This window comes from Ruegeria sp. CG3, assembly GCF_056537205.1.
The window spans coordinates 1,622,491-1,645,158 of sequence record NZ_JBQFRC010000001.1 but is presented as its reverse complement, the minus strand read 5'-3'; the positions used below and the strand labels follow the sequence as shown (position 1 = coordinate 1,645,158).

19 protein-coding genes are annotated in these 22,668 nt (G+C 61.4%); 8 read left to right on the top strand and 11 right to left on the bottom strand.

Annotated elements, in window-relative coordinates; translation table 11 throughout:
- Nucleotides 1-159 precede the first annotated feature (159 nt).
- The 5 genes from lpxC to ACR0NB_RS08095 all read left to right on the top strand — a co-directional run bounded on the left by lpxC (nucleotide 160) and on the right by ACR0NB_RS08095 (nucleotide 6,331).
- Nucleotides 160-1,080: a UDP-3-O-acyl-N-acetylglucosamine deacetylase gene (lpxC, locus tag ACR0NB_RS08115; protein WP_093964852.1), complete on the top strand. Its 921-nt coding sequence runs from the start codon at nucleotides 160-162 to the stop codon at nucleotides 1,078-1,080.
- Nucleotides 1,081-1,205: 125 nt separating this feature from the next.
- A complete protein-coding gene (locus ACR0NB_RS08110; protein ID WP_170340921.1) occupies nucleotides 1,206-2,069 on the top strand; it encodes an outer membrane protein assembly factor BamD in 864 nt (287 codons plus the stop codon).
- Between the two features lie 36 nt (nucleotides 2,070-2,105).
- Complete coding sequence (recN, locus tag ACR0NB_RS08105) at nucleotides 2,106-3,755, top strand: DNA repair protein RecN (protein WP_480775374.1); 1,650 nt, start codon at nucleotides 2,106-2,108, stop codon at nucleotides 3,753-3,755.
- Nucleotides 3,756-3,856: 101 nt separating this feature from the next.
- Nucleotides 3,857-5,542 carry a chloride channel protein gene (locus ACR0NB_RS08100; protein ID WP_170364553.1) on the top strand — a complete coding sequence of 562 codons (1,686 nt, stop codon included), beginning with the start codon at nucleotides 3,857-3,859 and terminating at the stop codon, nucleotides 5,540-5,542.
- Nucleotides 5,543-5,665: 123 nt separating this feature from the next.
- On the top strand, nucleotides 5,666-6,331 hold the full coding sequence (locus ACR0NB_RS08095; RefSeq protein ID WP_170391021.1) for an outer membrane protein: 666 nt from the start codon (nucleotides 5,666-5,668) through the stop codon (nucleotides 6,329-6,331).
- Between the two features lie 33 nt (nucleotides 6,332-6,364).
- Here ACR0NB_RS08095 and ACR0NB_RS08090 read toward each other — a convergent pair whose 3' ends face one another.
- The 4 genes from ACR0NB_RS08090 to cobS form a co-directional block, all read right to left on the bottom strand.
- Nucleotides 6,365-6,709 carry a DUF427 domain-containing protein gene (locus tag ACR0NB_RS08090; protein WP_170391022.1) on the bottom strand — a complete coding sequence of 115 codons (345 nt, stop codon included), beginning with the start codon at nucleotides 6,707-6,709 and terminating at the stop codon, nucleotides 6,365-6,367.
- A gap of 78 nt (nucleotides 6,710-6,787) precedes the next feature.
- Nucleotides 6,788-8,578, bottom strand: coding sequence for an aminopeptidase P family protein (locus ACR0NB_RS08085; protein WP_480775373.1), 1,791 nt, complete (start codon nucleotides 8,576-8,578; stop codon nucleotides 6,788-6,790).
- 84 nt (nucleotides 8,579-8,662) lie between these two features.
- A complete protein-coding gene (cobT, locus tag ACR0NB_RS08080) occupies nucleotides 8,663-10,540 on the bottom strand; it encodes a cobaltochelatase subunit CobT (RefSeq protein ID WP_170368150.1) in 1,878 nt (625 codons plus the stop codon).
- Between the two features lie 125 nt (nucleotides 10,541-10,665).
- On the bottom strand, nucleotides 10,666-11,652 hold the full coding sequence (cobS, locus tag ACR0NB_RS08075; RefSeq protein WP_093964859.1) for a cobaltochelatase subunit CobS: 987 nt from the start codon (nucleotides 11,650-11,652) through the stop codon (nucleotides 10,666-10,668).
- A 605-nt stretch (nucleotides 11,653-12,257) separates the two neighbouring features.
- On the opposite strand from cobS, the gene ACR0NB_RS08070 reads away from it, so the two are divergent.
- Entirely contained in the window at nucleotides 12,258-13,160 is a 903-nt protein-coding gene (locus ACR0NB_RS08070; RefSeq protein ID WP_480775372.1) for a Hint domain-containing protein, read from the top strand.
- A gap of 5 nt (nucleotides 13,161-13,165) precedes the next feature.
- Here the strand turns inward: ACR0NB_RS08070 and ACR0NB_RS08065 are convergent, their stop codons facing one another.
- Nucleotides 13,166-13,786 carry a J domain-containing protein gene (locus ACR0NB_RS08065; RefSeq protein ID WP_093964862.1) on the bottom strand — a complete coding sequence of 207 codons (621 nt, stop codon included), beginning with the start codon at nucleotides 13,784-13,786 and terminating at the stop codon, nucleotides 13,166-13,168.
- Nucleotides 13,787-13,893: 107 nt separating this feature from the next.
- On the opposite strand from ACR0NB_RS08065, the gene ACR0NB_RS08060 reads away from it, so the two are divergent.
- Both ACR0NB_RS08060 and ACR0NB_RS08055 read left to right on the top strand, forming a co-directional pair.
- A complete protein-coding gene (locus ACR0NB_RS08060) occupies nucleotides 13,894-14,148 on the top strand; it encodes a BolA family protein (RefSeq protein WP_093964863.1) in 255 nt (84 codons plus the stop codon).
- Nucleotides 14,149-14,230: 82 nt separating this feature from the next.
- Nucleotides 14,231-14,620, top strand: coding sequence for a DUF805 domain-containing protein (locus ACR0NB_RS08055; protein WP_093964864.1), 390 nt, complete (start codon nucleotides 14,231-14,233; stop codon nucleotides 14,618-14,620).
- 12 nt (nucleotides 14,621-14,632) lie between these two features.
- Here the strand turns inward: ACR0NB_RS08055 and ACR0NB_RS08050 are convergent, their stop codons facing one another.
- The 6 genes from ACR0NB_RS08050 to pepN form a co-directional block, all read right to left on the bottom strand.
- A complete protein-coding gene (locus ACR0NB_RS08050) occupies nucleotides 14,633-15,100 on the bottom strand; it encodes a DUF4177 domain-containing protein (protein WP_170585770.1) in 468 nt (155 codons plus the stop codon).
- Nucleotides 15,101-15,183: 83 nt separating this feature from the next.
- The gene (gene pepT / locus ACR0NB_RS08045; protein WP_480775371.1) at nucleotides 15,184-16,440 is read right to left on the bottom strand and encodes a peptidase T; all 1,257 of its coding nucleotides are present in this window, start codon (nucleotides 16,438-16,440) and stop codon (nucleotides 15,184-15,186) included.
- 148 nt (nucleotides 16,441-16,588) lie between these two features.
- The gene (gene gatB / locus ACR0NB_RS08040) at nucleotides 16,589-18,100 is read right to left on the bottom strand and encodes an Asp-tRNA(Asn)/Glu-tRNA(Gln) amidotransferase subunit GatB (RefSeq protein ID WP_480775370.1); all 1,512 of its coding nucleotides are present in this window, start codon (nucleotides 18,098-18,100) and stop codon (nucleotides 16,589-16,591) included.
- Between the two features lie 90 nt (nucleotides 18,101-18,190).
- Nucleotides 18,191-19,438: a hypothetical protein gene (locus ACR0NB_RS08035; protein WP_480775369.1), complete on the bottom strand. Its 1,248-nt coding sequence runs from the start codon at nucleotides 19,436-19,438 to the stop codon at nucleotides 18,191-18,193.
- A 142-nt stretch (nucleotides 19,439-19,580) separates the two neighbouring features.
- Nucleotides 19,581-20,024, bottom strand: a complete 444-nt coding sequence (locus ACR0NB_RS08030) for a hypothetical protein (protein WP_480775368.1) — start codon at nucleotides 20,022-20,024, stop codon at nucleotides 19,581-19,583.
- Nucleotides 20,021-22,573, bottom strand: a complete 2,553-nt coding sequence (pepN, locus tag ACR0NB_RS08025) for an aminopeptidase N (RefSeq protein WP_480775367.1) — start codon at nucleotides 22,571-22,573, stop codon at nucleotides 20,021-20,023. Before pepN ends, ACR0NB_RS08030 begins: the two co-directional genes overlap by 4 nt.
- Between the last annotated feature and the right edge of the window lie 95 nt (nucleotides 22,574-22,668).

Genomic DNA, 22,668 nt, shown 5'->3' with positions numbered 1-22,668 from the left:
TGATGCAAACGTTTAAGTGCCAGTAAGCAGGGTTTTGCCGATCTGTTGCAGAACTGTTTCATTCAGTTACAAAGAGTGAGTTGAGCCTTGATGCGCGCTTCCTTAACTGAGGGTGCAACACAGCCGAAAAAGGCTGGACACCGCTCACCGAGGTTCAATTTGCAACAGACGCTCAAATCTTCGATCACGTTCAAAGGCGTGGGCCTGCACAGTGGCAAGCCCGCGACGATGGTTCTGAAACCGGCAGCTGCCGGTCACGGAATCTGGTTCAAGCGGACAGATATCGAACTGGGCAATGCGTTGATCCCGGCCATCTACGATGTGGTCGAAAGAACCCAACTATGCACGCGCCTGGTCAATGACGCCGGCGTTTCGGTGTCGACTGTCGAGCATATCATGGCTGCGCTGGCAGGGTGCGGGATCCACAACGCCCTGATCGAGATTGATGGACCCGAAGTTCCTATCATGGACGGTTCTTCGATCGACTTCGTGCGCGGTATCATCGCCAAGGGTGTCCGCCGTCAGGCCAGCCCGGTTCTGGCGTATGAGGTCCTCAAGCCGGTCGTGGCAGAGCGGGAAGGTGCCCGTGCCTCGATCCGGCCGGCTGACGGTTTGATCATCGAGTTCCACATCGATTTCGAAGACACTGCGATCGGCAGCCAGTCGAAGATCCTGGATATGCGCAACGGGTCGTTTGCTCGGGAACTGTCCGACTGCCGGACCTTCTGCCGCCGAACCGATGTCGAGGCGATGCGCGAAAACGGTCTGGCCTTGGGTGGCACTCTGGAGAATGCGGTTGTTGTTCAAGGGGCCGAAGTACTGACACCGGGTGGCTTCCGTCACCAGGATGAAGCGGTGCGCCACAAAATGCTGGACGCGTTGGGAGATCTGTATCTGGCCGGTGGCCCGATCTTCGGTCACTTCGTCGGCGAGAAATCCGGCCATGCCATGACCAACACATTGCTGCGCAAGCTGTTCGAGACGCCTGGCGCCGTGCGTCCGGTGCTGTGCACGCCTGAGCAAGCCGCACAACTGCCCGGGCAGGGATTGGTCTGGGACGAAATCCCCGAAGTTGCCTGATCCGGCCCGGCCCGGCGACAAATCGGTCGTGGGGCCGATAAGGCGTTTTGCACCGGAATTTTATGTGCTAGACCAAAGCTCAATCCGGGGTTACCCAAAGAGACAAGACGACTAGGATGGGCGGTATGGTTGGCACCAAAGCGGCAGTCAGGCTTGCGGGCGCGATTCTTCTGGCAGCTACTTTGACGGCCTGCGGCAACGCGGGCGGCCTGTTTGGTAACAAGGGCGCTGACAAGTCCCAGAACCTTGAAGGCTTTACGCCCGAGCAGATCTACACCCGTGGCGAATACGAGCTTGCGCAGAATCGTCCCGCAGATGCGGCCTGGTACTTTTCCGAAGTCGAACGGCTTTATCCCTATTCCGACTGGGCCAAGCGGTCACTGATCATGCAGGCTTTCGCGTTCCACTCGGACAAGGAGTATGAAGAAAGCCGCGCCGCCGCGCAGCGGTATATCGACTTCTACCCAACCGACGAAGACGCAGCTTATGCGCAGTACCTTCTGGCGCTCAGCTACTATGACCAGATCGACGAGGTCGGCCGCGACCAGGGTCTGACCTTCCAGGCGTTGCAGGCGCTGCGCACCGTGATCGAGGTCTATCCCGACAGCGAATACGCCACCTCGGCGGTGCTGAAATTCGATCTGGCCTTCGACCATTTGGCGGGCAAGGAAATGGAGATTGGGCGCTATTACCTGCGTCAGGATCACTATACCGCGGCCATCAACCGTTTCCGTGTCGTGGTCGAGGATTTCCAGACCACCAGCCACACAGCCGAGGCGCTGTACCGCTTGGTCGAGGCTTATCTGGCCTTGGGTCTGGTCGACGAGGCTCAATCGGCCGGCGCGATCTTGGGCTACAACTACCAGTCGTCTGAATGGTATGATGCGGCTTACAAGCTGCTGACCTCGCGCGGGCTTGAACTAAAGAGCCGCGGCAACAACTGGCTCAGCACGATCTACCGCCAGACGATCAAGGGCCAGTGGTTGTAATCGCCATGGTCACAGGCTTGGGACGCTGACGACCCGATGCTGCGCGCCCTTGATATCCGCGATATGCTGATCATCGACCGGCTGGAATTGACCTTTCAGCCGGGCTTGAACGCGCTGACCGGCGAGACGGGGGCGGGCAAGTCGATCCTGCTCGACTCGCTGGGCTTTGTGCTGGGCTGGCGCGGTCGGGCCGAACTGGTCCGGCAGGGGGCCGCGCAGGGCGAGGTCGTGGCCGAGTTCGAACTGCCCGAGGGTCATCCCGCCCATGCGATCCTGACCGAGGCCGGTTTACCCGGCGGCTCGGAACTGATCCTGCGCCGCGTCAACACTGCCGAGGGGCGCAAAACCGCCTGGGTCAATGACCGCCGCTGCTCGGGCGAGGTGCTGCGGGCGCTGTCGGAAACCTTGGTCGAACTGCACGGACAGCATGATGACCGGGGCCTTCTGAACCCGCGCGGCCATCGCGGCATGCTGGACGTCTATGCGGGGGCCGAGCCGCAATTGACCGCCGTACGCGCCACCTGGACCGAGATGGCGCGGGCCCGCAAGGCCCTGGCCGAGACCGAGGCCGCCGTGGCCGCCGTGCGCAGCGAAGAAGAATTTCTGCGGCATTCCGTGGCCGAACTCGACAAACTTGATCCGCAGCCGGGCGAGGACGCCGAACTCGACGCGCGCCGCCGGATGATGCAGGGGGCCGAGCGCATCCGCGACGACGTGGCTCGTGCCTTTGCCCTGCTGGGCGGTGACGGGGCCGAAGGTGCGCTGGCGGATGCCGTGCGCTGGCTGGAAGGTGTCGCCGACCGGGCCGAGGGCCAACTGGACGAGCCGATCGCCGCCCTGGGGCGCGCCCTGATTGAACTGGGCGAGGCGCAGGACGGCGTGACCGCATGCCTTGAGGCGCTTGACTTCAACCCGGCCGAGTTGGAGCAGACCGAGGAACGTCTGTTCGCCATCCGCGCGCTGGCCCGCAAACATGACGTGGCCCCCGATGATCTGAGCGGTTACGCCGACACGCTGCGCGCCCGGCTGGGCCAGCTTGAGGCCGGAGACGCCGACCTGGCCGACCGCCGTGTTGCGGTGCAGGCCGCGCAGGCCACCTATGACGCGGCCGCCGAGGCGCTCAGCGCCCTGCGGCGCGAGGCTGCCGGCCGGCTGGACGCGGCGGTAATGGCCGAGCTTGCGCCGCTGAAGATGGAGCGCGCGGTGTTCCAAACCCAGATCACGCCCGCTGAACCCGGACCCGAAGGGCAGGACGCGGTGGCGTTCACCGTGGCCACCAACCCGGGCGCGCCGTCGGGGCCGCTCAACAAGATTGCCTCGGGTGGGGAACTCAGCCGCTTTCTTCTGGCGCTTAAGGTGTGCCTGTCGGGCGATGACAGCACTCGGACAATGATCTTTGACGAAATCGACCGCGGGGTGGGTGGCGCCACGGCCGATGCCGTGGGCCGCAGGCTTGCGGCGTTGGCGCAGGGCGGGCAGGTGCTGGTGGTAACCCATTCGCCGCAGGTCGCGGCCCGCGCGGCGCATCACTGGCGGGTTCAGAAGCACGTGACCGACGGGCAGACCCTGTCCACTGTCCTGCCGCTGTCCGAGCCGGACCGGATCGACGAGATCGCGCGCATGGTCTCGGGCGACGTCATCACGGATGAAGCCCGCGCGGCTGCCCGTTCGTTGTTGCAAGCCTGATGCAGCCGGGCGGCGACACTTGCCTTCAATATCTTGTCAGCCGACTTTTCTAAGCGCCCGGCGTGGCTTAGTAAGGGATACCTGTTTATCCTCAAAGCCCCATGACACAATCAACCCGAACCGTCCTGCGCACTCAGCTCAACCAGGCCCTGGCCGCACTCAAGGACGCGTGGCGGGTACTGCGGCACCGCGGGCCAAGCCAAATCCAGTTCTGGTTCATCGCGCTGGTGATCGGGATCACGGCGGGTTTCATGGCCTTGGGGTTTCGCAAGGGGATCGCGGCCCTGCAAGCGCTGGTCTATCAGACCGACGACATCCTGTTTCTGCACAGCTTTGCCGAGAAACTGCACTGGGCCTGGATTTTGGCGATCCCCACGGTCGGAGGGCTGGTCGTCGGGATCATCCTGCACCGCTTTACCGATGACGGGAGAGTTCGGTCTGTCGCCGATGTGATCGAAGGATCCGCGATCAGCGATGGCCGGGTCGAAACCAAAGCCGGGGTCGCGTCGTTTTTCGCCTCGCTGATCACACTCAGCACGGGCGGGTCGACGGGCCGGGAAGGACCTGTCGTGCACATGGCCGGCGTGATTTCGACCTGGGTATGCCAGCGTATCAATGCGGATGGAATAACCGGCCGCGACCTGCTGGGTTGCGCCGTGGCCGCCGCTGTATCGGCCAGCTTCAATGCCCCGATCGCCGGGGCGCTGTTCGCGCTGGAAGTCGTGCTGCGCCATTTTGCAGTCCACGCATTCGCACCGATCGTGATTGCGTCGGTGGCTGGCACCGTCATCAACCGGCTGGCATATGGCGATGTGACCGAGTTTGTCCTGGACACGCCCGGATCCCTGCAATTTTACGTCGAACTTCCGGCCTTTCTGATCCTTGGGCTGATCTGCGGGCTGGTCTCGCTGTTGCTGATGCGGTCGATCTTTTTTGCCGAAGATTTCGGCAATCACGTACAGGCGCGCCTGTCGCTGCCGCGCTGGCTGCGACCCGCCGTGTCCGGCGCGATGCTGGGCGTGCTGGCAGTGTGGTTTCCGCATATCATCGGCGTCGGATACGAGACGACCATCCGTGCCCTGACCGGAGATCTGGTGCTGACCACGGCCATCCTGTTTGCAGTGATGAAAACAGTGGCAGTGGCCATAACCATGGGTGGTCGTATGGGCGGCGGGGTATTTTCTCCGTCGTTGATGATCGGCGCGCTGACTGGCCTTGCCTTTGGCCTGATCGCCACAGGCCTTCTGCCAAGCGTGTCGGGCACGCATACGCTATATGCTTTTGCCGGCATGGGTGCTGTCGCGGCGGCGGTTCTGGGCGCTCCGATCTCGACCACGTTGATTGTGTTCGAACTGACCGGAGACTGGCAGATCGGCCTTGCCGTGATGGTCTCGGTGTCCATGTCCACGGCGTTGGCCTCGCGCCTTGTGGACCGGTCGTTCTTCCTGACCCAGCTCGAGCGCCGCGGGGTGCATTTGGCCGCCGGGCCGCAGGCTTATTTGCTGGCGATGCTGCGCGCCGGGGCCGTGATGCGCCCGCTGGGAGATCCGAATACGGCAAGCAGGGAGGAGGTTCAGGAGATGATCGAGCAGGGCCTGTGCGTCCGGGCCAGCGCAACCCTCGAGGCGGCAATGCCGTATTTCGATCGAGACGGAGTCACCTGGCTCCCGGTGGTTGTTCGGGATGACGACGGGGTCGAAAACCCGGTCGGAGCCTTGTACCACGTGGACGCATTGAAGGCGTACAACCGTGCACTGGCCGCAACAGCGGCCGAGGAACACTCATGACGAAGCAGTGGCAGGCCAGCCACTGAGAGTTTCTCTTTGATTTTGACACCTTGTCAAAAGGTGAGAACATTCTAGCCTGATTGAAGAATTATCCCTGATAGTCACTTTGATTGAGGTGTGAACATGGCTTTCGAACGGTCTTCTTTGCTGACTGTGGTGGCTGCGGTTTCGATGATTGGTGCTGTCCCCGCGCGGGCGCAGGAGGCTCCGTACGTGACCGGCTTTCTCGGTATCACCGATATGGGCGACTATGATTTTGATTTTTTCCAGACAGTTCCTTCGGTCGTGGTTGGCCAAGGCACCATCACAACCGACAATGGTGTAACCTACGGTCTGGCCGTCGGACTGCGTGTCGCGCCAAATCTGCGGGCCGAGTTCGAACTTTCATATGCTTCGAATGATACCAAGGAAATCGGCCGCCCGTTTACCCAGTATGACGGAAGCTTTGATGCGACCTTCGGGATGGCAAACCTTTGGTATGACGTCCCGGTTCAGGGCAGGTTCAAGCCCTATGTTGGTGGCGGGCTCGGGTTTGCGCGCGTGTCCCATGACGGTCAGTCTGGTGCTGGCGTCACATTGGTCGATGACAGTGACACCGCCATTGCGGGGCAATTGGGGTTTGGCGGACGCTTTCAGGTAGGGGAACGCGGGAACATTGACATCGGGTACCGCTACAAGACGACCGGCGATCTTGATTTCGCCACGACCCAAGTGTTCATCCCGACAGATCTCGCGAATGGCCGCTACTCTTCGCACTCGCTCATTCTCGGATACAGCTACAGTTTCTGACAGACGTAGTTGAGGGCCAGGTTTGTCCAGCCCTCAAATCTGTTCGACCTTCACCGATTCCAGCGGGTAGAAGGCGAGGTAACCCTTGATTTCGGCAACGGCGGGTATGGGATCTTCATAGCTCCAGACCGCATTCTGCGTCACGCTCGACTTGTTGACGATCGAGTAGTGCGTGGCATCGCCTTTGTGCGGGCAATGGGTCAACTTTTCGGTCTTGTCCAGAAAGGCCATCGCGATGTCTGCACGCGGAAAGTAGATGACGGGGGCCAGATCGCCTTCCAACAGTTCCAGGGCGTTGGTCGTTTCGCCCAGAATCGCGCCACCGGACCTGACGCACCACTTGCCAGGTGCTTTGCGGATCTTGATGTAATCTGTCATGTCTGCTCCTTCCCTCGTCGTCGCGGCCTCGTTGTGGTCAGGCCTTCGCCTATGCCTATAGTATGTGACAAACGGGTGTCACAAGGGCGCGGTTGCGGCATCCAACCACAGTTGCGCGGCATGTGACAGTCTTGGCCGGACTTTTTCCGCCACGTCCCGGTGATACGCGTTCAACCAATCACGCTCGGCAGTGGTCAGCATGTCGACGACGATCAGGCGTCGATCGATGGGGACATATGTCAGTGTCCGCCAGCACAGCATCGCGCGCTCGGGGTCTGCGCCGGGCAGGGCGGGGGCCTCCTCAACAACCAGCAGGTTCTCAATCCGAATGCCGAAGGCACCTTCGCGGTAGTAACCCGGTTCGTTCGACAGGATCATCCCGGGCTCGAGCGGAACGTGGCTGACCCGCGCCAGGCGCTGTGGCCCTTCGTGAACGCTCAGGTATGCGCCGACACCGTGGCCGACGCCGTGATTGAAATCCTGGCCCGCGGCCCACAAAGGTGCCCGGGCGATGCACTCGATGTCTCGACCGGCCAGACCAACGGGCCAGCGCAGTTGCGACATCGCGATCATTCCCTTCAGAACCCGGGTAAAGCAGGTTTTTTCCTCGTCTCCCACCGTGCCGATGGGGATCGTCCGGGTGATGTCCGTGGTACCATCCAGATACTGCCCGCCGCTGTCCAGAACCAGAATATGACCGTCCTCAAGCCGGCTGTCGGTTTCTTCGGTCACTCTGTAGTGCATGATGGCGCCGTTTGGCCCGGTGCCGGCAATGGTGTCGAACGAGATATCCTGCAACGCATTGTCGCGCCGCCGGTTCTCCTCCAGCCGTGTGACCACCTGCGTTTCGGTCACGCTGCCGGGTGGTTGGGCATCCAGCCAGCACAGTGTTTCGATGACTGCGGCGGCGTCACGAAGATGCGCGGCGGCGCTGCCGGCAATTTCGGCTTCGTTCTTGCAGGCCTTGGGACGGGCGCAGGGATCGCCGCCATCCACGGCCCGGTCGCCCAGCACATCGGCAACGGCCTGCGGCAGAGTTCCCATGTCCACTTGCACCGCGCCCTCAAGCGCCGCAACAGCGTTCAGGAACGCGTCGGGTTCGTGAATCGAAACCCGCGGCCCCAGATGCTCGTCCATCCCCTTCAGCTTTTTTGCGGCCATGAACAGGTCCACGTGCCCGTCGGCCTGCAAAATCGCAAACCCATGCGCAACCGGGTTATATGGGATGTCTGACCCGCGGATGTTCAGCAGCCACATGATCGAATCCGGCAACGTGATGACGGCAGCCGACCTCCCGTTTCGAGCCAGCGCCGAAGCCAGCCGCGAGACCTTGCTTTCGGCGCTTTCGCCTGCAAATTCCAGCGGGTGCACCTTGACCGGGTTCATTGGCGGTGGTGGCTGGTCGGACCAGATGCGGTCCACAAGGTTGTCTGACGGAACCAACTCGATCCCGCTATTCTGCAGCTCGGCCCGGGTTTTGGTGATCTGTCCGGCGGAATGCAGCCAGGGATCGAACGCCACCTTCCCTCCATCGGGCAACTGCTGCTTCAACCACGCCGAAAGGCTTACGTCGGGCCACGGTACCGGCGTGAAATCGGACGCCACCTGCGCCTTGACCTGAGTGCGATACCGTCCGTCCACAAATACGCCGGCCACGTTTCGCAGCGCAACGCAGAACCCGGCAGAACCAGTGAACCCGGTCAGCCATGCCAGCCGACCATCACGGGGAGCTACATATTCGCCCTGATGCGCGTCGGCACGCGGGACGATGAAGCCATCCAGTCGTTCGCGCTCCAATTCTGTGCGCAACGCCGCCAATCGTGGCGGCCCCTGTTCGGGCCGCGCCGTGACTTCGAAAGACTGGAACATCTGCTTCTCCTTCGGCTCACTACAGGTCTTGATCGCCTGCCTTCACCTTTCTTTGAAATACTCCCGCTGGAGGCAAGACCAGCCTCAGCCGGCCTTTTTCATGCCCATCACGCGGGCCCGCGCGCGCGGGTCGCTGTCGAACAGCGCGGCCAATTGCTCGGTCATCGCTCCTGCCAGCTGTTCGACATCGGTGATCGTAACCGCACGATCATAATAACGGGTGACGTCGTGGCCGATGCCGATGGCCAGCAACTCGACCATCTTGCGCTTTTCGACCATGGCGATGACATCACGCAAATGCTTCTCAAGGTAGTTGGCCGGGTTCACGCTGAGTGTTGAATCATCGACCGGAGCCCCATCCGAGATCACCATCAGGATCTTGCGCTGTTCGCGGCGCGCCAGCATCCGGCGGTGGGCCCATTCCAGCGCCTCGCCGTCAATGTTTTCCTTCAGAAGGCCTTCTTTCATCATCAGGCCAAGATTGGGCCGTGCGCGGCGCCAAGGCGCGTCGGCGCCCTTGTAGACGATGTGGCGCAGGTCGTTCAGGCGGCCGGGTTGCTGCGGCCTGCCGTCGTTCAGCCACGCCTCACGCGCTTGTCCGCCTTTCCAGGCCCGCGTCGTGAAGCCCAGGATCTCGACCTTCACGTTGCACCGTTCCAGCGTGCGGGCCAGAACATCGGCACAGATTGCTGCGATGGAAATCGGCCGTCCACGCATCGAGCCCGAATTGTCCAGCAACAGTGTCACCACGGTGTCGCGAAACTCGGTATCCTTCTCTACCTTGAAGCTGAGCGGCGTCGTAGGGTTGGCCACCACCCGCGCCAGCCGGCCGGCATCCAGAATGCCCTCTTCGCGGTCAAACTCCCAGCTGCGGTTCTGCTGTGCCTGAAGGCGGCGCTGCAGCTTGTTGGCCAAGCGGCTGACGGCGCCCTTCAGCGGCTCGAGCTGCTGATCAAGATAGGCGCGCAGCCGTTCCAGTTCGGCGGGCTCGGCAAGGTCCTCGGCCGCAATCTCCTCGTCATGCGTGTTCAGGTAGACCATGTAGTCTGGATCGGCCTCGGATGCGGGCGGAGGGGCAGGCGGCTCCAAAGGCGCTTCGCCTTCGGGCATCTCGGCTTCTTCACCCATCTCGTCCTCGGCCATCTCGTCCATCGAGACCTGTGCCTGAGACTGATCCTGTTGCTCTTCCTGAGTTTGCTCGGGCGTCGCGTCGGCGTCCTGTTCGTCTTGGTCGTCCTGGCCAGTGCTGTCCGGATCGGGCTGTTCTTCGGCGTCTTCCTCGGCCTGATCTTCCTGATCTTCGTCCAGTTCGTCCGGGTCGTCACCCAACTGGTCGCCATAGCCCAGATCCTTGATCATCTGGCGCGCGAATTTGGCGAATTCGGCCTGATCCGAGAGCACCTCGTCGAGATTCTCCAACACCCCGCCGGCCTGTTCCTCGATGAATCCGCGCCACAGGTTCATGACGTTCTCGGCTGCAGCGGGCAGATCACGCCCGGTCGCCAGATGACGGATCAGATAACCCGCCGCCACCGCAAGCGGTGCCTCCGAGGGTTGCTTGCATTGGTCATAGCCGCGCCGCAACGCCTCGTGGCCGATCTTGACGTCAATGTTCGAAGCCGTGCCGGGCATGTCCCGGGCGCCCATCGCTTCGCACCGGGCGGTTTCCATCGCTTCATAGAGGTCGCGCGCCATATCTCCCGGAGGCGCATATCGTGCATGCGTCGCATCGTCATGGTAGCGCCGGTTCAGCGCCAGGGCATCTGCGGTGCCCCGCGCCAAAAGAACCTCTTCGCGTGTCATTCGGCGTGACACCTGCGGCAGGCGCATCGAGTCTCCGGACAGGCCCGACGGGTCGACGGAATAGCTTACCGACAACTCGGGATCATCGGCCATGACCTTGGTCGCCTCGGCCAGAGCCTTCTTGAACGGATCAGCAGGGTTGTCGTTCTTCTGCGCCATATCTATCAGCCCTCACTCACGCCCTTAGGCCCGACGCACGGTTAAAGTGGCCGGACCCCGTCTTCATCTGGCCCCCGATGTCCCCGCCGGGGGCGTTGCGCCCGATCTGGGCGCAATCGATGCCATCAACCCAGGCTCACGCTGGCCGCGCTTTCCGGCAGTTCTTCATCAAAACAACGCTGATAGAATTCGGCAACGGTCTGCCGTTCCAGCTCGTCGCATTTGTTCAGGAAAGACAGGCGGAAGGCGTAGCCCACGTCGCGAAAGATCTCGGCGTTCTGCGCCCAGTTGATAACGGTACGCGGGCTCATCACGGTCGACAGATCGCCGTTCATGAACGCCGTCCGGGTCAGGTCGGCAACGGTGACCATCTGGCTGACGGTCTTGCGGCCTTTTTCGGTGTTGTAGTGCGGTGCCTTTGACAGAACGATCATCACCTCGGCGTCGTGGCTGAGGTAGTTCAGCGTCGCCACCAGCGACCAGCGGTCCATCTGGGCCTGGTTGATCTGCTGAACGCCATGATACAGGCCGGTGGTGTCACCAAGGCCCACGGTGTTGGCGGTGGCGAACAGGCGGAAATAGGGGTTCGGCGTGATGATCTCGTTCTGGTCCAGCAAGGTAAGCTTGCCGTCATGCTCCAGAACCCGCTGGATCACGAACATCACGTCGGCGCGGCCGGCATCGTATTCGTCGAACACGATGGCCACAGGGTTGCGCAGCGCCCAGGGAAGGATGCCTTCGTGGAATTCGGTCACCTGTTTGCCATCACGCAGCTTGATCGCATCCTTGCCGATCAGGTCGATCCGGCTGATGTGGCTGTCCAGATTGACGCGCACGGCAGGCCAGTTCAGTCGCGCAGCAACCTGCTCAATATGGGTCGATTTGCCGGTGCCGTGATAGCCCTGGATCATCACCCGGCGGTTGTGGGTGAACCCGGCCAGAATAGCCAGCGTGGTTTCGGGATCAAACTTGTAGGTAGGGTCGATTGCCGGAACGCGGTCGCTGCTTTCGGCGAACCCTTTGACGGACATATTGCTGTCGATCCCGAACACGTCACGGACCGAGATCTCTTCGGTGGGTTTTGCGTTGATATCGGTCGATCCGTCAGCCATTCGCCTTGTCCTTATCCTTTGGCCCGTTTTGCCGGGTTTGAACCCGTGTGTGGTGCAACATATTGCAGATAAGGGCAAGGGAAAGCGGCCCCCTTGGAAAGGTGAGCAGGTTTTTCTTTCAAACTGGCCCTATTGACGCGCGGGCGATCCTTGGTCGCGACGCGTACCAGGTGCAGGTCAAGCCGCGTTTGTCAACAAAGGCACTGCGGCCTGTTCGGACGCACATGCCGATCCATGTGTCGGAAATGCTGTATGCAGGTAAGCATTCAATAATCCAAATGTTGAAAATGACCTTATCAGACATATGAAAAATGGTCTCATGGGGCTTTTTGCAAGTTGCTCAAGTACACAGCAGATTTCTTTGCTAGTCGCGAGCCAGAACTGTCAGGTGGCAATACCAGACGTCGAGATGGCAGTTTCTGGATTCAGCGTCATCCTAAGGACGTGTAGAAACTAGGCAGGGCAACACTTTCGGCGAACGGGAAAGTGACCTCGGGCAAATGCCACAAGAAATCGTCACAACTTGCGGCTCGTCACGTGCAGATATTGAAATGTGTTGTGGAGGTGGTACACTATTTCGGACTTAGTTTAAGTAAAAGGTTGCCATGGCTTTAGTCATTACCGGTCCAACGAGGATTTTCTTTCCTCCGAACACGGACACATTTTCTGTGGACTACAACTCCAGCAAGCCAGCGTCTTGGTTTGTATCTGTAACAGATGACGGACTTCTTTCCCCTTCAGATTACTCGGTTACGATTTCCAGTGCTGGTTTACTAACAGTGGACCTGCAGCCGGGGGTTATTGTTCCCCCAAATACAACTCTGAGTTTGATCGTCAGAGCCTCCAGCGGGCCTGGAAATGGCAACAATGCCTCGATTGGGGTAACCGTTAGGTTGCCCGCTGGAACGGTGCCGTGTTTCGTGAAAGGGACATTGATTGAAACTGAAAGTGGCTGTCGCGCTGTTGAGGAACTCGCTGTTGGTGACAAAGTGCGTGCTTCCAGTGGTGAACTGCTACGCATCGAGTGGATCGGAGAGAAGACCCTGCAGGCAGAAGCTTTGAAGCGAAACCACCAGTTACGTCCGGTTTGCATTCAGAAAGGTGCATTCGGAAAAGGACTGCCTGACCGAGATTTGTACGTTTCTCCACAACATAGGATTGTCGTGGAGGGTTGGCGCGCAGAGTTGCTGTTTGGAGAGCCAAAAGTTTTCGCCGCGGCAGTTCATCTCGTTAACGATCATACAATTCGCCAAGTAAATACTTATGATCCCGTTACATACTACCATATTGCTTGCTGTCGCCACGCGATACTGTTGTCGAATGGTTTGCCAACTGAAAGTTTGTTTTTAGGTGAAATGGCGGTGATGTCCTTCGATCGGGAAGATGCCGAGGAACTCCGTGTGCTATTTCCCGAACTGCGAAACGCGGCATCCGCTTTTGAGCAAACGCGCGTACGTTGCCTAAAACGCCCCGAAGCTGCTGCGTTACGCGATACGTTCGCGCACTAAAACCGCTATTTGAAGTTCCTGCTGTCCTTGATCTGATCCCAGGCCCAGACGACTTCCTGCAGCTGTTCTTCCTGGCTGCGGTCGCCGCCGTTCATGTCCGGGTGCAGCACCTTGATCAGCTTTTTGTAGGCTTTGCGAACCTCGGCCTTGGTCCAAGTGTCCTTGGCTTCGAGGATTTCGATCGCACGACGCTCAGTAGGCGGCAGGCGACGGCCTGTTGCGGCCCGACCGGGGTTCTTGGTCGCGTTTTCGCCCAGAACCTGATGCGGATCTTCGATGCCAAGCCGGGCCCAGGCCCGCGCCTCGGGGTCTCCCATGGGCTTGGTTTCGCGTTCCCACACTTTGTCTTTCGACCGTTGGGCGTTCAGCTCGGCCTCGGTGGTGCCGTCGAAGAAATTCCACTTCTGGTTATATTCGCGCACGTGCTGCTGGCAGAACCAGAAAAAGTCGTCCAGCACATCCGGTGCCTTGGGCGCGCGGAACTTGCCGGCTTCCTGGCATCCTTCGTGGTCACAGACCCGGGTCGAGGTCTCGGACGCGCCCGACATGCCCCGACGCCCGCGCGGGTTTTTCTTCTTGGCGCTGGACACCGACATGTCGAATCCGAAGGGATCTGATTTCACCATATGCTCATCCTCATGAACGCGTCTTTTCGACTCGGAGGCAGCAGTTTAATCTAAGTGATGGAAAGTAGAAGAGGGGCGCGGAAAAATAATTGCCGCTGAGAGTAAAAATGACCGTGACCGACGAAATCCGCCAGCGACTTCAGGCCGAGTTCAACCCGCGTGAGCTGGAAGTCGTGGATGACAGTGAACGCCATCGCGGCCACGCAGGGTTTCAGGAAGGCGGCGAAAGCCACTTCAACGTCCGAATCCGCGCAGCCGCCTTTCAGGGGCAGTCCCGCGTTGCGCGTCACCGGGCCGTTCACAAGGCTCTGGGCGACATCGTTCCGCGCATCCACGCCCTGGCTTTGGACATCGGTGACTGAAGCCTTTCGCCTGACTTTTTCGATTATTGTCGGTTTTTTCCAATAATCTGCTATGTTTCCCGTAATTTGCGCGGAGGAAACTATGGAACAGATGAGCCACGCCGTTCGTACGGTGCTGTCAAAATACGCAACCTTTCAAGGGCGCGCGTCGCGCTCCGAGTTCTGGTGGTGGGTGTTGGCGATCTTTTTGGTGCTGGTTGTCACACAATTGATCGACGGTGCGGTGGTGGCGCCTTTGCTGGGGTTCGATGCTTTCGCTTCGGAAGCCGGTCAACCGCTGTCGTGGCTAGTCTCGTTGGGCGTGATCCTGCCGAACATCGCGGTGGGCGTGCGACGTCTGCATGACACCGGGCGGTCCGGTTGGTGGATCCTGATCGGTTTGATTCCGCTGATCGGCACGCTGATCCTTCTGTATTTCTACATTCAACCCAGCGAGCAGGCCGAAAACGCCTATGGTGCCGCGCCGGCCTGACGCGGTCTGAGCCTAGCTGTCGGGCTTTTCTTTTTCGTCCTCGGCATCCGCTTTGGGGGCATCTTCTGACTTGGCCGGTTTCAGCGTCAACGGCGGGTCGTCGTGATCCTGCGCGATGCGGGCCGGAGCCTCGACTTGACCGGCCTCAGCCGCATCGTCCGGGCCAGGAACCGGCCGTGCCAGAGGAGTGTCATCCTCTTCTGGCGGGGTCAGGAGTGCGGCTATGTCGTCGTTGGCGACTTCGGTTTCGACCGCACGGCGAAACACCAGAACATTGCGCCAGTTTTCTGCGGTTCCGGTCAGGCCGACCCGCTCCTCGCTGGGCAGCAGCTCGGCGCGCTGGTACTCCCAGCCTTTCGCACCCAACTCGTTCAGCAAATGCTCGATGGTGACGGCAAACCGGCCCTCGGGTGTTTTGACCCCTTTGGCTTTGGTGCCTTTCTTGGGGGCCGGGACGACCTTGTATTCGTAACGCTGCATCAATGGTTCCTGAACTGGTGTTGGCGGGCAATGTATCGTTCCGTCAGGGACGGGGAACAGAAAACTTCGCGCCCCGGCGAATTTCAGCCTCGACTGTGGCTTTCCCCCTGCGTCGCCTTTGAGGCGATCTTCAGGCACAGCTCGGTTGCCACCGCCATGTCCTGGACCGAGATCCACTCCAGCGGCCCGTGGATGCATTGCATGCCGGTAAAGATGTTGGGGCAGGGGGTGCCGAATTCGGTCAGGCGCGACCCGTCGGTGCCGCCGCGGATCGGAACCGAGACCGGATCGATCCCCATTTCGCGGCAGGCCTCGCGCGCCAAGTCCACCGGTGTCATGTCCTTTTCCAGCCAATAGCGCATGTTGCGGTATTGGTGGCTGATCTCGACGCTGATCTTGGCGCGCGGTTCGCTGGCCTGTACTGCATCACAGACCTTGCGCACCAGCTCGCCCTTGGCTTCCAGCCCGTCCATCTCGAAATCGCGCAGGATCAGCTTGATCTCCATCTCGGACGAGCCGCCGTTCAGATCGGTCACATGGATGAACCCTTCGCGCCCGTCGGTGACTTCGGGGGTCATGGTGGCCTGCGGCAGCGTCTGCACGATCTTGGCCGCCAGGTGGGTCGCGTTCACCATCTTGTCTTTGGCCAGACCCGGGTGAATGGAAATGCCCTCGATCCTGATCACCGCCCGGTCGGCCGAGAAGCTTTCATATTCGATCTCGCCCAGTTGCTGACCATCCAGCGTATAGGCGAAGTCGGCGCCCAGATCCTTGGGAAGCGCTTCGGTCACACCCCGGCCGATTTCCTCGTCGGGGGTAAAGGCGATGCGGATCGGTCCGTGCGCGATCGTCCGATCGGCCAGCAGGTGCCGGGCCATCGTCATGATAATCGACACGCCCGCCTTGTCGTCGGCGCCCAGCAGCGTGGAGCCCGAGGCGGTGATCAGGTCGTCGCCGACCTTGCTGGCCAGATAAGGGTGCTCGGCCGGGGACAGCACCAGTGACGGATCGTCGGGGAAGGTGATGTCGCCGCCATTGTAGCCCTTGATGACCCGCGGCTTGACCCCGGTCGCGTTGAACTGCGGCGCGGTGTCCACATGGGCCAGAAAGCCGATGGTCGGCCCCGGCGCGGTGCCCGGAATGGTGGCCAGAACGACTCCGTAGCCCGTCATGGTCACATCCTGCGTGCCCATCTCTGCCAGCTCCTGCCGCAGCAGGTTCAGCATGTCGTATTGGATTTCCGTGCTGGGGGTGGTGGGCGAGTTTTCGTCGCTCTGGCTGTCGATGGCCGCATATCGAACCAGCCGGTCCTCCAGCTCCTGGTCAAATCTGTTCTGCATGGCACCTCACCTCTCTGGCCAAGACAAAGGCCGCAACCGGCCGCCCGAGTCAAGCGCTGCCTCGGGCCCTGAAAGCGTCAACAACTCCGGGCAAAATCTGTACAAACCGGACAAACCCAGTTGCCCGGCCTGTACAAACCGAAAGACCTTATTGGCCTAGCTTCTGCGCAACCAACTGGTTGACCGCCTTGGGGTTGGCCTTGCCGCCGGTGGCCTTCATCACCTGTCCGACGAACCAGCCGGCCAATTTCGGGTTCACCTTGGCCTTCTCGACCTGGGCCGGGTTGGCAGCGATGATCTCGTCCAAAGCAGCCTCGATGGCACCGGTGTCGGTCACCTGCTTCATGCCGCGCTCTTCGACGATCTGCGCCGGGTCGCCGCCTTCGGTATAGACGATCTCGAACAGGTCCTTGGCGATCTTGCCCGAGATGGCGTCCGAGGCGATCAGGTCGATGATCCCGCCCAGCTGCGCGGGTGAAACCGGCGAGTCGGTGATGTCGCGGTCGTCTTTCTTCAGGCGGCCGAACAGCTCGTTGATGACCCAGTTCGCGGCCAGCTTGCCGTTGCGACCCTTGGCGACCTCTTCGAAGTACACGGCCGATTCAACCTCGGCGGTCAGCACCGAGGCGTCATAGTCAGTCAGGCCAAAATCGTTGATGAAACGGGCCTTTTTCTCGTCCGGCAGCTCGGGCAGCTTGGCGGCGATGTCATCGACCCAAGCCTGCTCGATCTCAAGCGGCAGCAGGTCGGGGTCCGGGAAATAGCGATAGTCGTGCGCCTCTTCCTTGGACCGCATCGAGCGCGTCTCGCCCTTGTCGGGGTCATACAGGCGGGTCTCCTGCTCGACCTTGCCGCCGGCCTCGACGATGGCGATCTGGCGACGCGCCTCGACCTCGATGGCCTGCTGGATGAAACGCATCGAGTTCATGTTCTTGATCTCGCAACGCGTGCCCAAGTGCGAAAAGTCCTGCGTTTCCATGTATTTCTCATAGTCGCCCGGACGGCAGATCGACACGTTCACGTCGGCCCGCAGATTGCCGTTCTGCATGTTGCCGTCGCAGGTGCCAAGGTAACGCATGATCTGGCGCAGCTTGGCGATGTAGGCGGCGGCCTCTTCCGGGCCGCGGATGTCGGGGCGGCTGACGATCTCCATCAGGCAGACGCCGGTGCGGTTCAGGTCGACGAAGGACATGTTCGGATCCATGTCGTGGATCGATTTGCCCGCGTCCTGTTCCATGTGGATACGCTCGATGCGCACCATGCGCGCGGTGCCGTCGCCCAGTTCCACCAGAACTTCGCCTTCGCCCACGATCGGGTGATACAGCTGGGAAATCTGGTAGCCCTGTGGCAGGTCGGGATAGAAATAGTTCTTGCGGTCAAAGGCCGATTTCAGGTTGATCTGCGCTTTCAGGCCAAGACCCGTGCGCACTGCCTGTTCCACGCAGAATTCGTTGATCACCGGCAGCATGCCCGGCATGGCCGCATCCACGAAAGACACGTTCGAGTTCGGCTCGGAACCGAATTTGGTCGATGCCCCCGAGAACAGCTTGGCATTGGACGAGACCTGCGCGTGCACCTCCATCCCGATCACCAGTTCCCAGTCGTGCTTGGCACCGGCAATGGTCTTGGGTTTGGGCAGTTCATAGGTCAAGTCGAGCATGGCGCGCCTCATTTCCGCAGAAGTTCAGGCATGGGTATTATGCCCGGCAAGGCCAAGGGGCAAGGGGCAAAGGGCGCCGAGACGCAATTCTCAGTGGCTGGTCAGTTGCAGACCTGAAGGCGTGAAGGTCACGTCGGTCCCGTTGCGCAATTCCTCGCGGAACAGATCACCGATGGCGCGCAAAGCGTCACGCTGTCCACGTGCCGCGAACCGCTCGGGTGAGTTGACGCGGACCGAGTTGTTGAACCCGTTGGCCGCGTGGGCCCAGATGAGCGGGTGCAGTTCGGTCAAATGATCGCGGATCAGCCATTGGGCGGCCTCCCGGATCTGGCACCGGACCAGATCGGCCTTGTCGTCCAGACCGAACCCATTCTGCACCGTGATCGCGCAATACGAGGCCAGCAGGTTGATCGTTTGCTGGTCCGGCATCCGTTGCACAATGTCGCGCAGACCTTCCAGAAAATACTCGACGTCCAGCCGCGCGCAGGCTTGTTCATCCAAGGCAATTGCGTCGAACTGAACCCACGTGTATCCGCCGGCACCCCACGTGTCGCGCGTGTTCGCGGCATTGCGCAGGGCCTGCACCTCAAGCTCTTCATAGCTGCCGAACCATCGCGGCAGCAGGTGGCTGCCCATCGCGCGCATGTGTCGATGGTTTCGCGGATCCAGCGAAATAAGGCGTTCGTACTGATCCGCCACCCGGGCCCGCTGGGTGCGCTGACCAGCCAGCAGGGCACAGTCGGCGGCGGCGGCCACAGGGCTGTCCGGCAGCGCCTTGCGGCACTCGGGCAGGATGGCTGCAGCCCGGTCAAAATGTGCAGCACAGCGTGAACGATGCAGCGGCGGTAGCGCCGCGTCCAGAGCCGTGCCACGCCACGCCCATGCCAGATCGATGTGGGCCAGAGCGACGATGAGAGCAATCATCGGATCATCGGGATGATCCTGTTTCACACCCTCAAGCTCGGAAATACCGCCAAGCAGGTCGTACTCGGCGATCGCACCGCCGTCGGACAGCGCGTGTTCGGCGGCCAGGACAACATCTGATCGCGCGCCAAACGCCAGAAGATCGGCGATGGGCAGCCCGTCCGGGGCTGTTGTCCGCGCTTGGTCCGCGGCCCGGATCTCGGTTGACAGTTCGGCCCAACGATCCTGCCGAGCAAGATGGCGCCCGCGTTCGATCATGTCCCGCCCGATCAGGTCAGCCGCACCCAGTTCCGCAACGGGAATATTGAGACGCCCGACATCTTCCAGACAGCGGGAACCCGCGTCCGAAACCGGAGCCACGTGAGTTGATATGGGATTGATACGGGCAAGACCTGCCCAGAACGACCGGAACATCGAAAACACTCGAAACTGTACAAACTTGTTAACTAGCGATGAATTCTGAACCGGAATTGTGACCAGTTCAAGGATTCTAACATTAAACTTTCTGCTTCAATGGATCAGACAGGATCAATCTACGCGGATTCCGTGAATCGTTTCAGAAAACCGTGAAATGGTGCCGATCAACCCGGAAGCCGGCTTGTTGCAGCGCCTGTTCCAGCTGTTTGTGCGGCGGTAGGGACTCGTCCGGCAGGCGCAACCGCTTGCCGCTGGTCAACACAATCGACACGCGCACGGAAAAATCCCAGCGCGTGTCGAAGCGGAAGAAGTCGATCTCGGTCAGGTCGATCTCGCCCTGCCGCGCGCCCGAATGCCAGCTCAGTTTGGCCGGGTCCATGTTCAGCCCGGCATCGGTGTCGCGCAGCACGTCCCACAACGCGGGCAGGGTGCCCAGCGCCAGCAACCCGATCAGCCACCAGGCCGCGCCGAAAACCAGCACAAGTGCCAGCAGCCCCGCATAGACAGCGGCCAGGATGGCGATGCTGCGGGGCGACCGGTTGTGTCGGGTAAAGCGAAACCCGGAGCCCTCGGGCGCCGTCATGCCCCGAGGATGCGCGAGATCATCTCGGTCGTGTCGCGCGACAGGTTCGGGGTTTCGGCGATGCGGGTCAGTTGGGCGCGGATCAGGTCCTGACGGTCGGCGTCATAGCGTTTCCAGGTCTGGAAGGCGGTGCACATGCGCGCGGTGGTCTGCGGGTTGACCGGGTCCAACCGGATCAGCCAGTCGGCCAGCAGGGCGTAGGCCTCGCCGCTGGCGTGGTGGAACCCGGCATGGTTCATTGCCAGCCCACCCATCAGCGCACGGAACCGGTTGGGGTTCTTCCAGTTGAAATCCGGATGCTCGGACAGGGCGCGGGCGATCCGCGGCGCATCGTCCGGGGCGGCCAGCGAGGCCTGAAGCCCGAACCATTTGTCCAACACCAGCCGGTCATGGCGCCATTGGTCGTAGAATGCCGCCAGTTCCGCCTGACCTTTGCCAGCACGCAGCAGGCAGGACAAAGCGCTAAGCTGCAGGGTCATGTTGTCGGCCTTGGCATAGACCTCGGCCGCCATCGCCCCGCCGTCCAGCCGGGTGGTCAGGGCCAGCGCGGCGCTGCCCAGGGCGCGCTTGCCCGCCTGTTCGGCATCGGGCGAATAGGGGCCGTCGACCAGCGCCTCGGAGTGCAGGCGGGGCAACAGGTCTTGCATGTGCTGGGCGGTGGCCTGGCGCAGGGTCTCGACCGCGCGCCAGATCGCCATCGGGTCGGGCGTTTCGCCCTGTTCGTGCAGCGCGGCGGCCAGTTCCGACTGGGTCGGCAGGCCCAGCATCAGCGCACGATAGGCCGGGTCCAGATCGGCGTCGCGCAGAACCGCCAGCAGGCCATCCAGATATTCGGCATCGGAGGCCGCGTCCTGGGTGATCATGCGCAACAAACTGTTCTGCGCCAGCGTCCGCCCAGCCTCCCAGCGGTTGAACGGATCAGTGTCATGGGCCAACAAAAACGCGCGTTCGGCGTTTGGGCGGTCGTGTTCAAGGATCACCGGCGCCGAGAACCCCCGCAGGATCGAGGCGACGGGCCGCGCGGCCAACCCCTCGAAGGTGAAGCTCTGGCGCGCTTCGGTCAGTTCCAGCACCTCGGTGCCGCGCACCTCGTCGCCATTGGGACCCAACAGACCTACGGCCACGGGGATCACCTGCGGCAGCTTCTCGGGCTGGCCGGGCGTGGGCGGGGTGTGTTGGCTTAGGGTCAGGGTATAGGTGCCGTCGGCCCAGTCCTCCTCGACCTTCACCCGGGGTGTGCCGGACTGGCTGTACCAGCGCTTGAACTGGGTCAGGTCGCGGCCGGTCGTGTCCTCGAACACTTGCAGCCAGTCTTCGATCGTGCAGGCCTGCCCGTCATGGCGTTCGAAATACAGATCCAGCGCTTTGGCATAGGCCTCGTCCCCCACCAGCGTTTTCAGCATGCCAATCACCTCGGCGCCTTTTTCATAGACGGTCGCGGTGTAGAAGTTGTTGATCTCTTGAAAGCTTTCGGGGCGCACGGGGTGCGACAGCGGTCCGTTGTCCTCGGGGAACTGGCGCGCGCGCAGGTCGATCACGTCATGGATGCGCTTGACCGGGGCCGAGCGCATGTCCGAGGTGAACTGCGCGTCGCGGAACACGGTCAGCCCCTCTTTCAGACACAGCTGGAACCAGTCGCGGCAGGTGATGCGGTTGCCGGTCCAGTTGTGGAAATATTCATGCGCGATGATCGCCTCGATCCGTTCGAAATTGGCATCGGTCGAGGTTTCCGGGCTGGCCAGCACTGCTGACGAGTTGAAGATGTTCAGCCCCTTGTTCTCCATCGCGCCCATGTTGAAATCATCCACGGCGACGATGTTGAACACGTCCAGATCGTATTCGCGGCCATAGACATCCTCGTCCCATTTCATCGACCGCTTCAGGGCTTCCATGCCGAAGGCGCATTTGCCCTCGTCCCCGGGCCGGACCCACAGGTTCAGATCGACATGCCGGCCCGATCTGGTGGTGAAACTGTCGGAATGGGCAAGCAGGTCACCGGCGACCAGAGCGAACAGATAGGCGGGCTTGGGCCAGGGGTCGGTCCATTCGGCCCAGCCTTCGCCCTTGCCCGTCGGGTTGCCGTTGGACAGCAGCACCGGCAGGTCGCCGTTAATGCACACGGTGAAGGTGGACATCACGTCGGGCCGGTCGGGATAGAAGGTGATTTTGCGGAACCCCTCGGCCTCGCACTGGGTGCAGTACATGCCGTTAGACATGTAGAGCCCTTCGAGCGCGGTGTTGTTGCCGGGGTCGATCTCGACCTCGGCCTCCCAGATGAACGGCGCGTCGGGGACGCTTGCGGTCAGGCCCTTTTCGGTGACGTCGGGAGTGATCGGGGTGCCGTCGATGCTGGCGCGGATCAGCTTCAGCTCTTCACCGTGCAAAAAGAACGAGTGGTCGGTGGCCTGCGGATTGGGCCGTAACGCGATGCGCGATGTCACGCGCGTCGCATGCGGGGCCAGGTCGAAGGTCAGGTGAACGCTGTCGACCAGAAAACCGAAGGGCGAATAGTCGGACAGGTAGATCGTGGTGGGGGCAGCGTCGCGCATCTGGGGCCTCGTGTCGGTGTGTTCCCGCGCGACGTTAGGAGGATCGCCGTGGCGCTGCAAGCAGGCGGGTCGGGGCGGCATTACCTTGCACGGTT

Bases quoted from the DNA above. Each gene is read 5' to 3' on its own strand.
- ACR0NB_RS08110 (WP_170340921.1), top strand. From the start codon at position 1,206: ATGGTTGGCACCAAAGCGGCAGTCAGGCTTGCGGGCGCGATTCTTCTG.
- recN (WP_480775374.1), top strand. From the start codon at position 2,106: ATGCTGCGCGCCCTTGATATCCGCGATATGCTGATCATCGACCGGCTG.
- ACR0NB_RS08100 (WP_170364553.1), top strand. From the start codon at position 3,857: ATGACACAATCAACCCGAACCGTCCTGCGCACTCAGCTCAACCAGGCC.
- ACR0NB_RS08095 (WP_170391021.1), top strand. From the start codon at position 5,666: ATGGCTTTCGAACGGTCTTCTTTGCTGACTGTGGTGGCTGCGGTTTCG.
- ACR0NB_RS08090 (WP_170391022.1), bottom strand. From the start codon at position 6,709: ATGACAGATTACATCAAGATCCGCAAAGCACCTGGCAAGTGGTGCGTC.
- ACR0NB_RS08085 (WP_480775373.1), bottom strand. From the start codon at position 8,578: ATGTTCCAGTCTTTCGAAGTCACGGCGCGGCCCGAACAGGGGCCGCCA.
- cobT (WP_170368150.1), bottom strand. From the start codon at position 10,540: ATGGCGCAGAAGAACGACAACCCTGCTGATCCGTTCAAGAAGGCTCTG.
- cobS (WP_093964859.1), bottom strand. From the start codon at position 11,652: ATGGCTGACGGATCGACCGATATCAACGCAAAACCCACCGAAGAGATC.
- ACR0NB_RS08070 (WP_480775372.1), top strand. From the start codon at position 12,258: ATGGCTTTAGTCATTACCGGTCCAACGAGGATTTTCTTTCCTCCGAAC.
- ACR0NB_RS08065 (WP_093964862.1), bottom strand. From the start codon at position 13,786: ATGGTGAAATCAGATCCCTTCGGATTCGACATGTCGGTGTCCAGCGCC.
- ACR0NB_RS08060 (WP_093964863.1), top strand. From the start codon at position 13,894: ATGACCGTGACCGACGAAATCCGCCAGCGACTTCAGGCCGAGTTCAAC.
- ACR0NB_RS08055 (WP_093964864.1), top strand. From the start codon at position 14,231: ATGGAACAGATGAGCCACGCCGTTCGTACGGTGCTGTCAAAATACGCA.
- ACR0NB_RS08050 (WP_170585770.1), bottom strand. From the start codon at position 15,100: ATGCAGCGTTACGAATACAAGGTCGTCCCGGCCCCCAAGAAAGGCACC.
- pepT (WP_480775371.1), bottom strand. From the start codon at position 16,440: ATGCAGAACAGATTTGACCAGGAGCTGGAGGACCGGCTGGTTCGATAT.
- gatB (WP_480775370.1), bottom strand. From the start codon at position 18,100: ATGCTCGACTTGACCTATGAACTGCCCAAACCCAAGACCATTGCCGGT.
- ACR0NB_RS08035 (WP_480775369.1), bottom strand. From the start codon at position 19,438: ATGTTCCGGTCGTTCTGGGCAGGTCTTGCCCGTATCAATCCCATATCA.
- ACR0NB_RS08030 (WP_480775368.1), bottom strand. From the start codon at position 20,024: ATGACGGCGCCCGAGGGCTCCGGGTTTCGCTTTACCCGACACAACCGG.
- pepN (WP_480775367.1), bottom strand. From the start codon at position 22,573: ATGCGCGACGCTGCCCCCACCACGATCTACCTGTCCGACTATTCGCCC.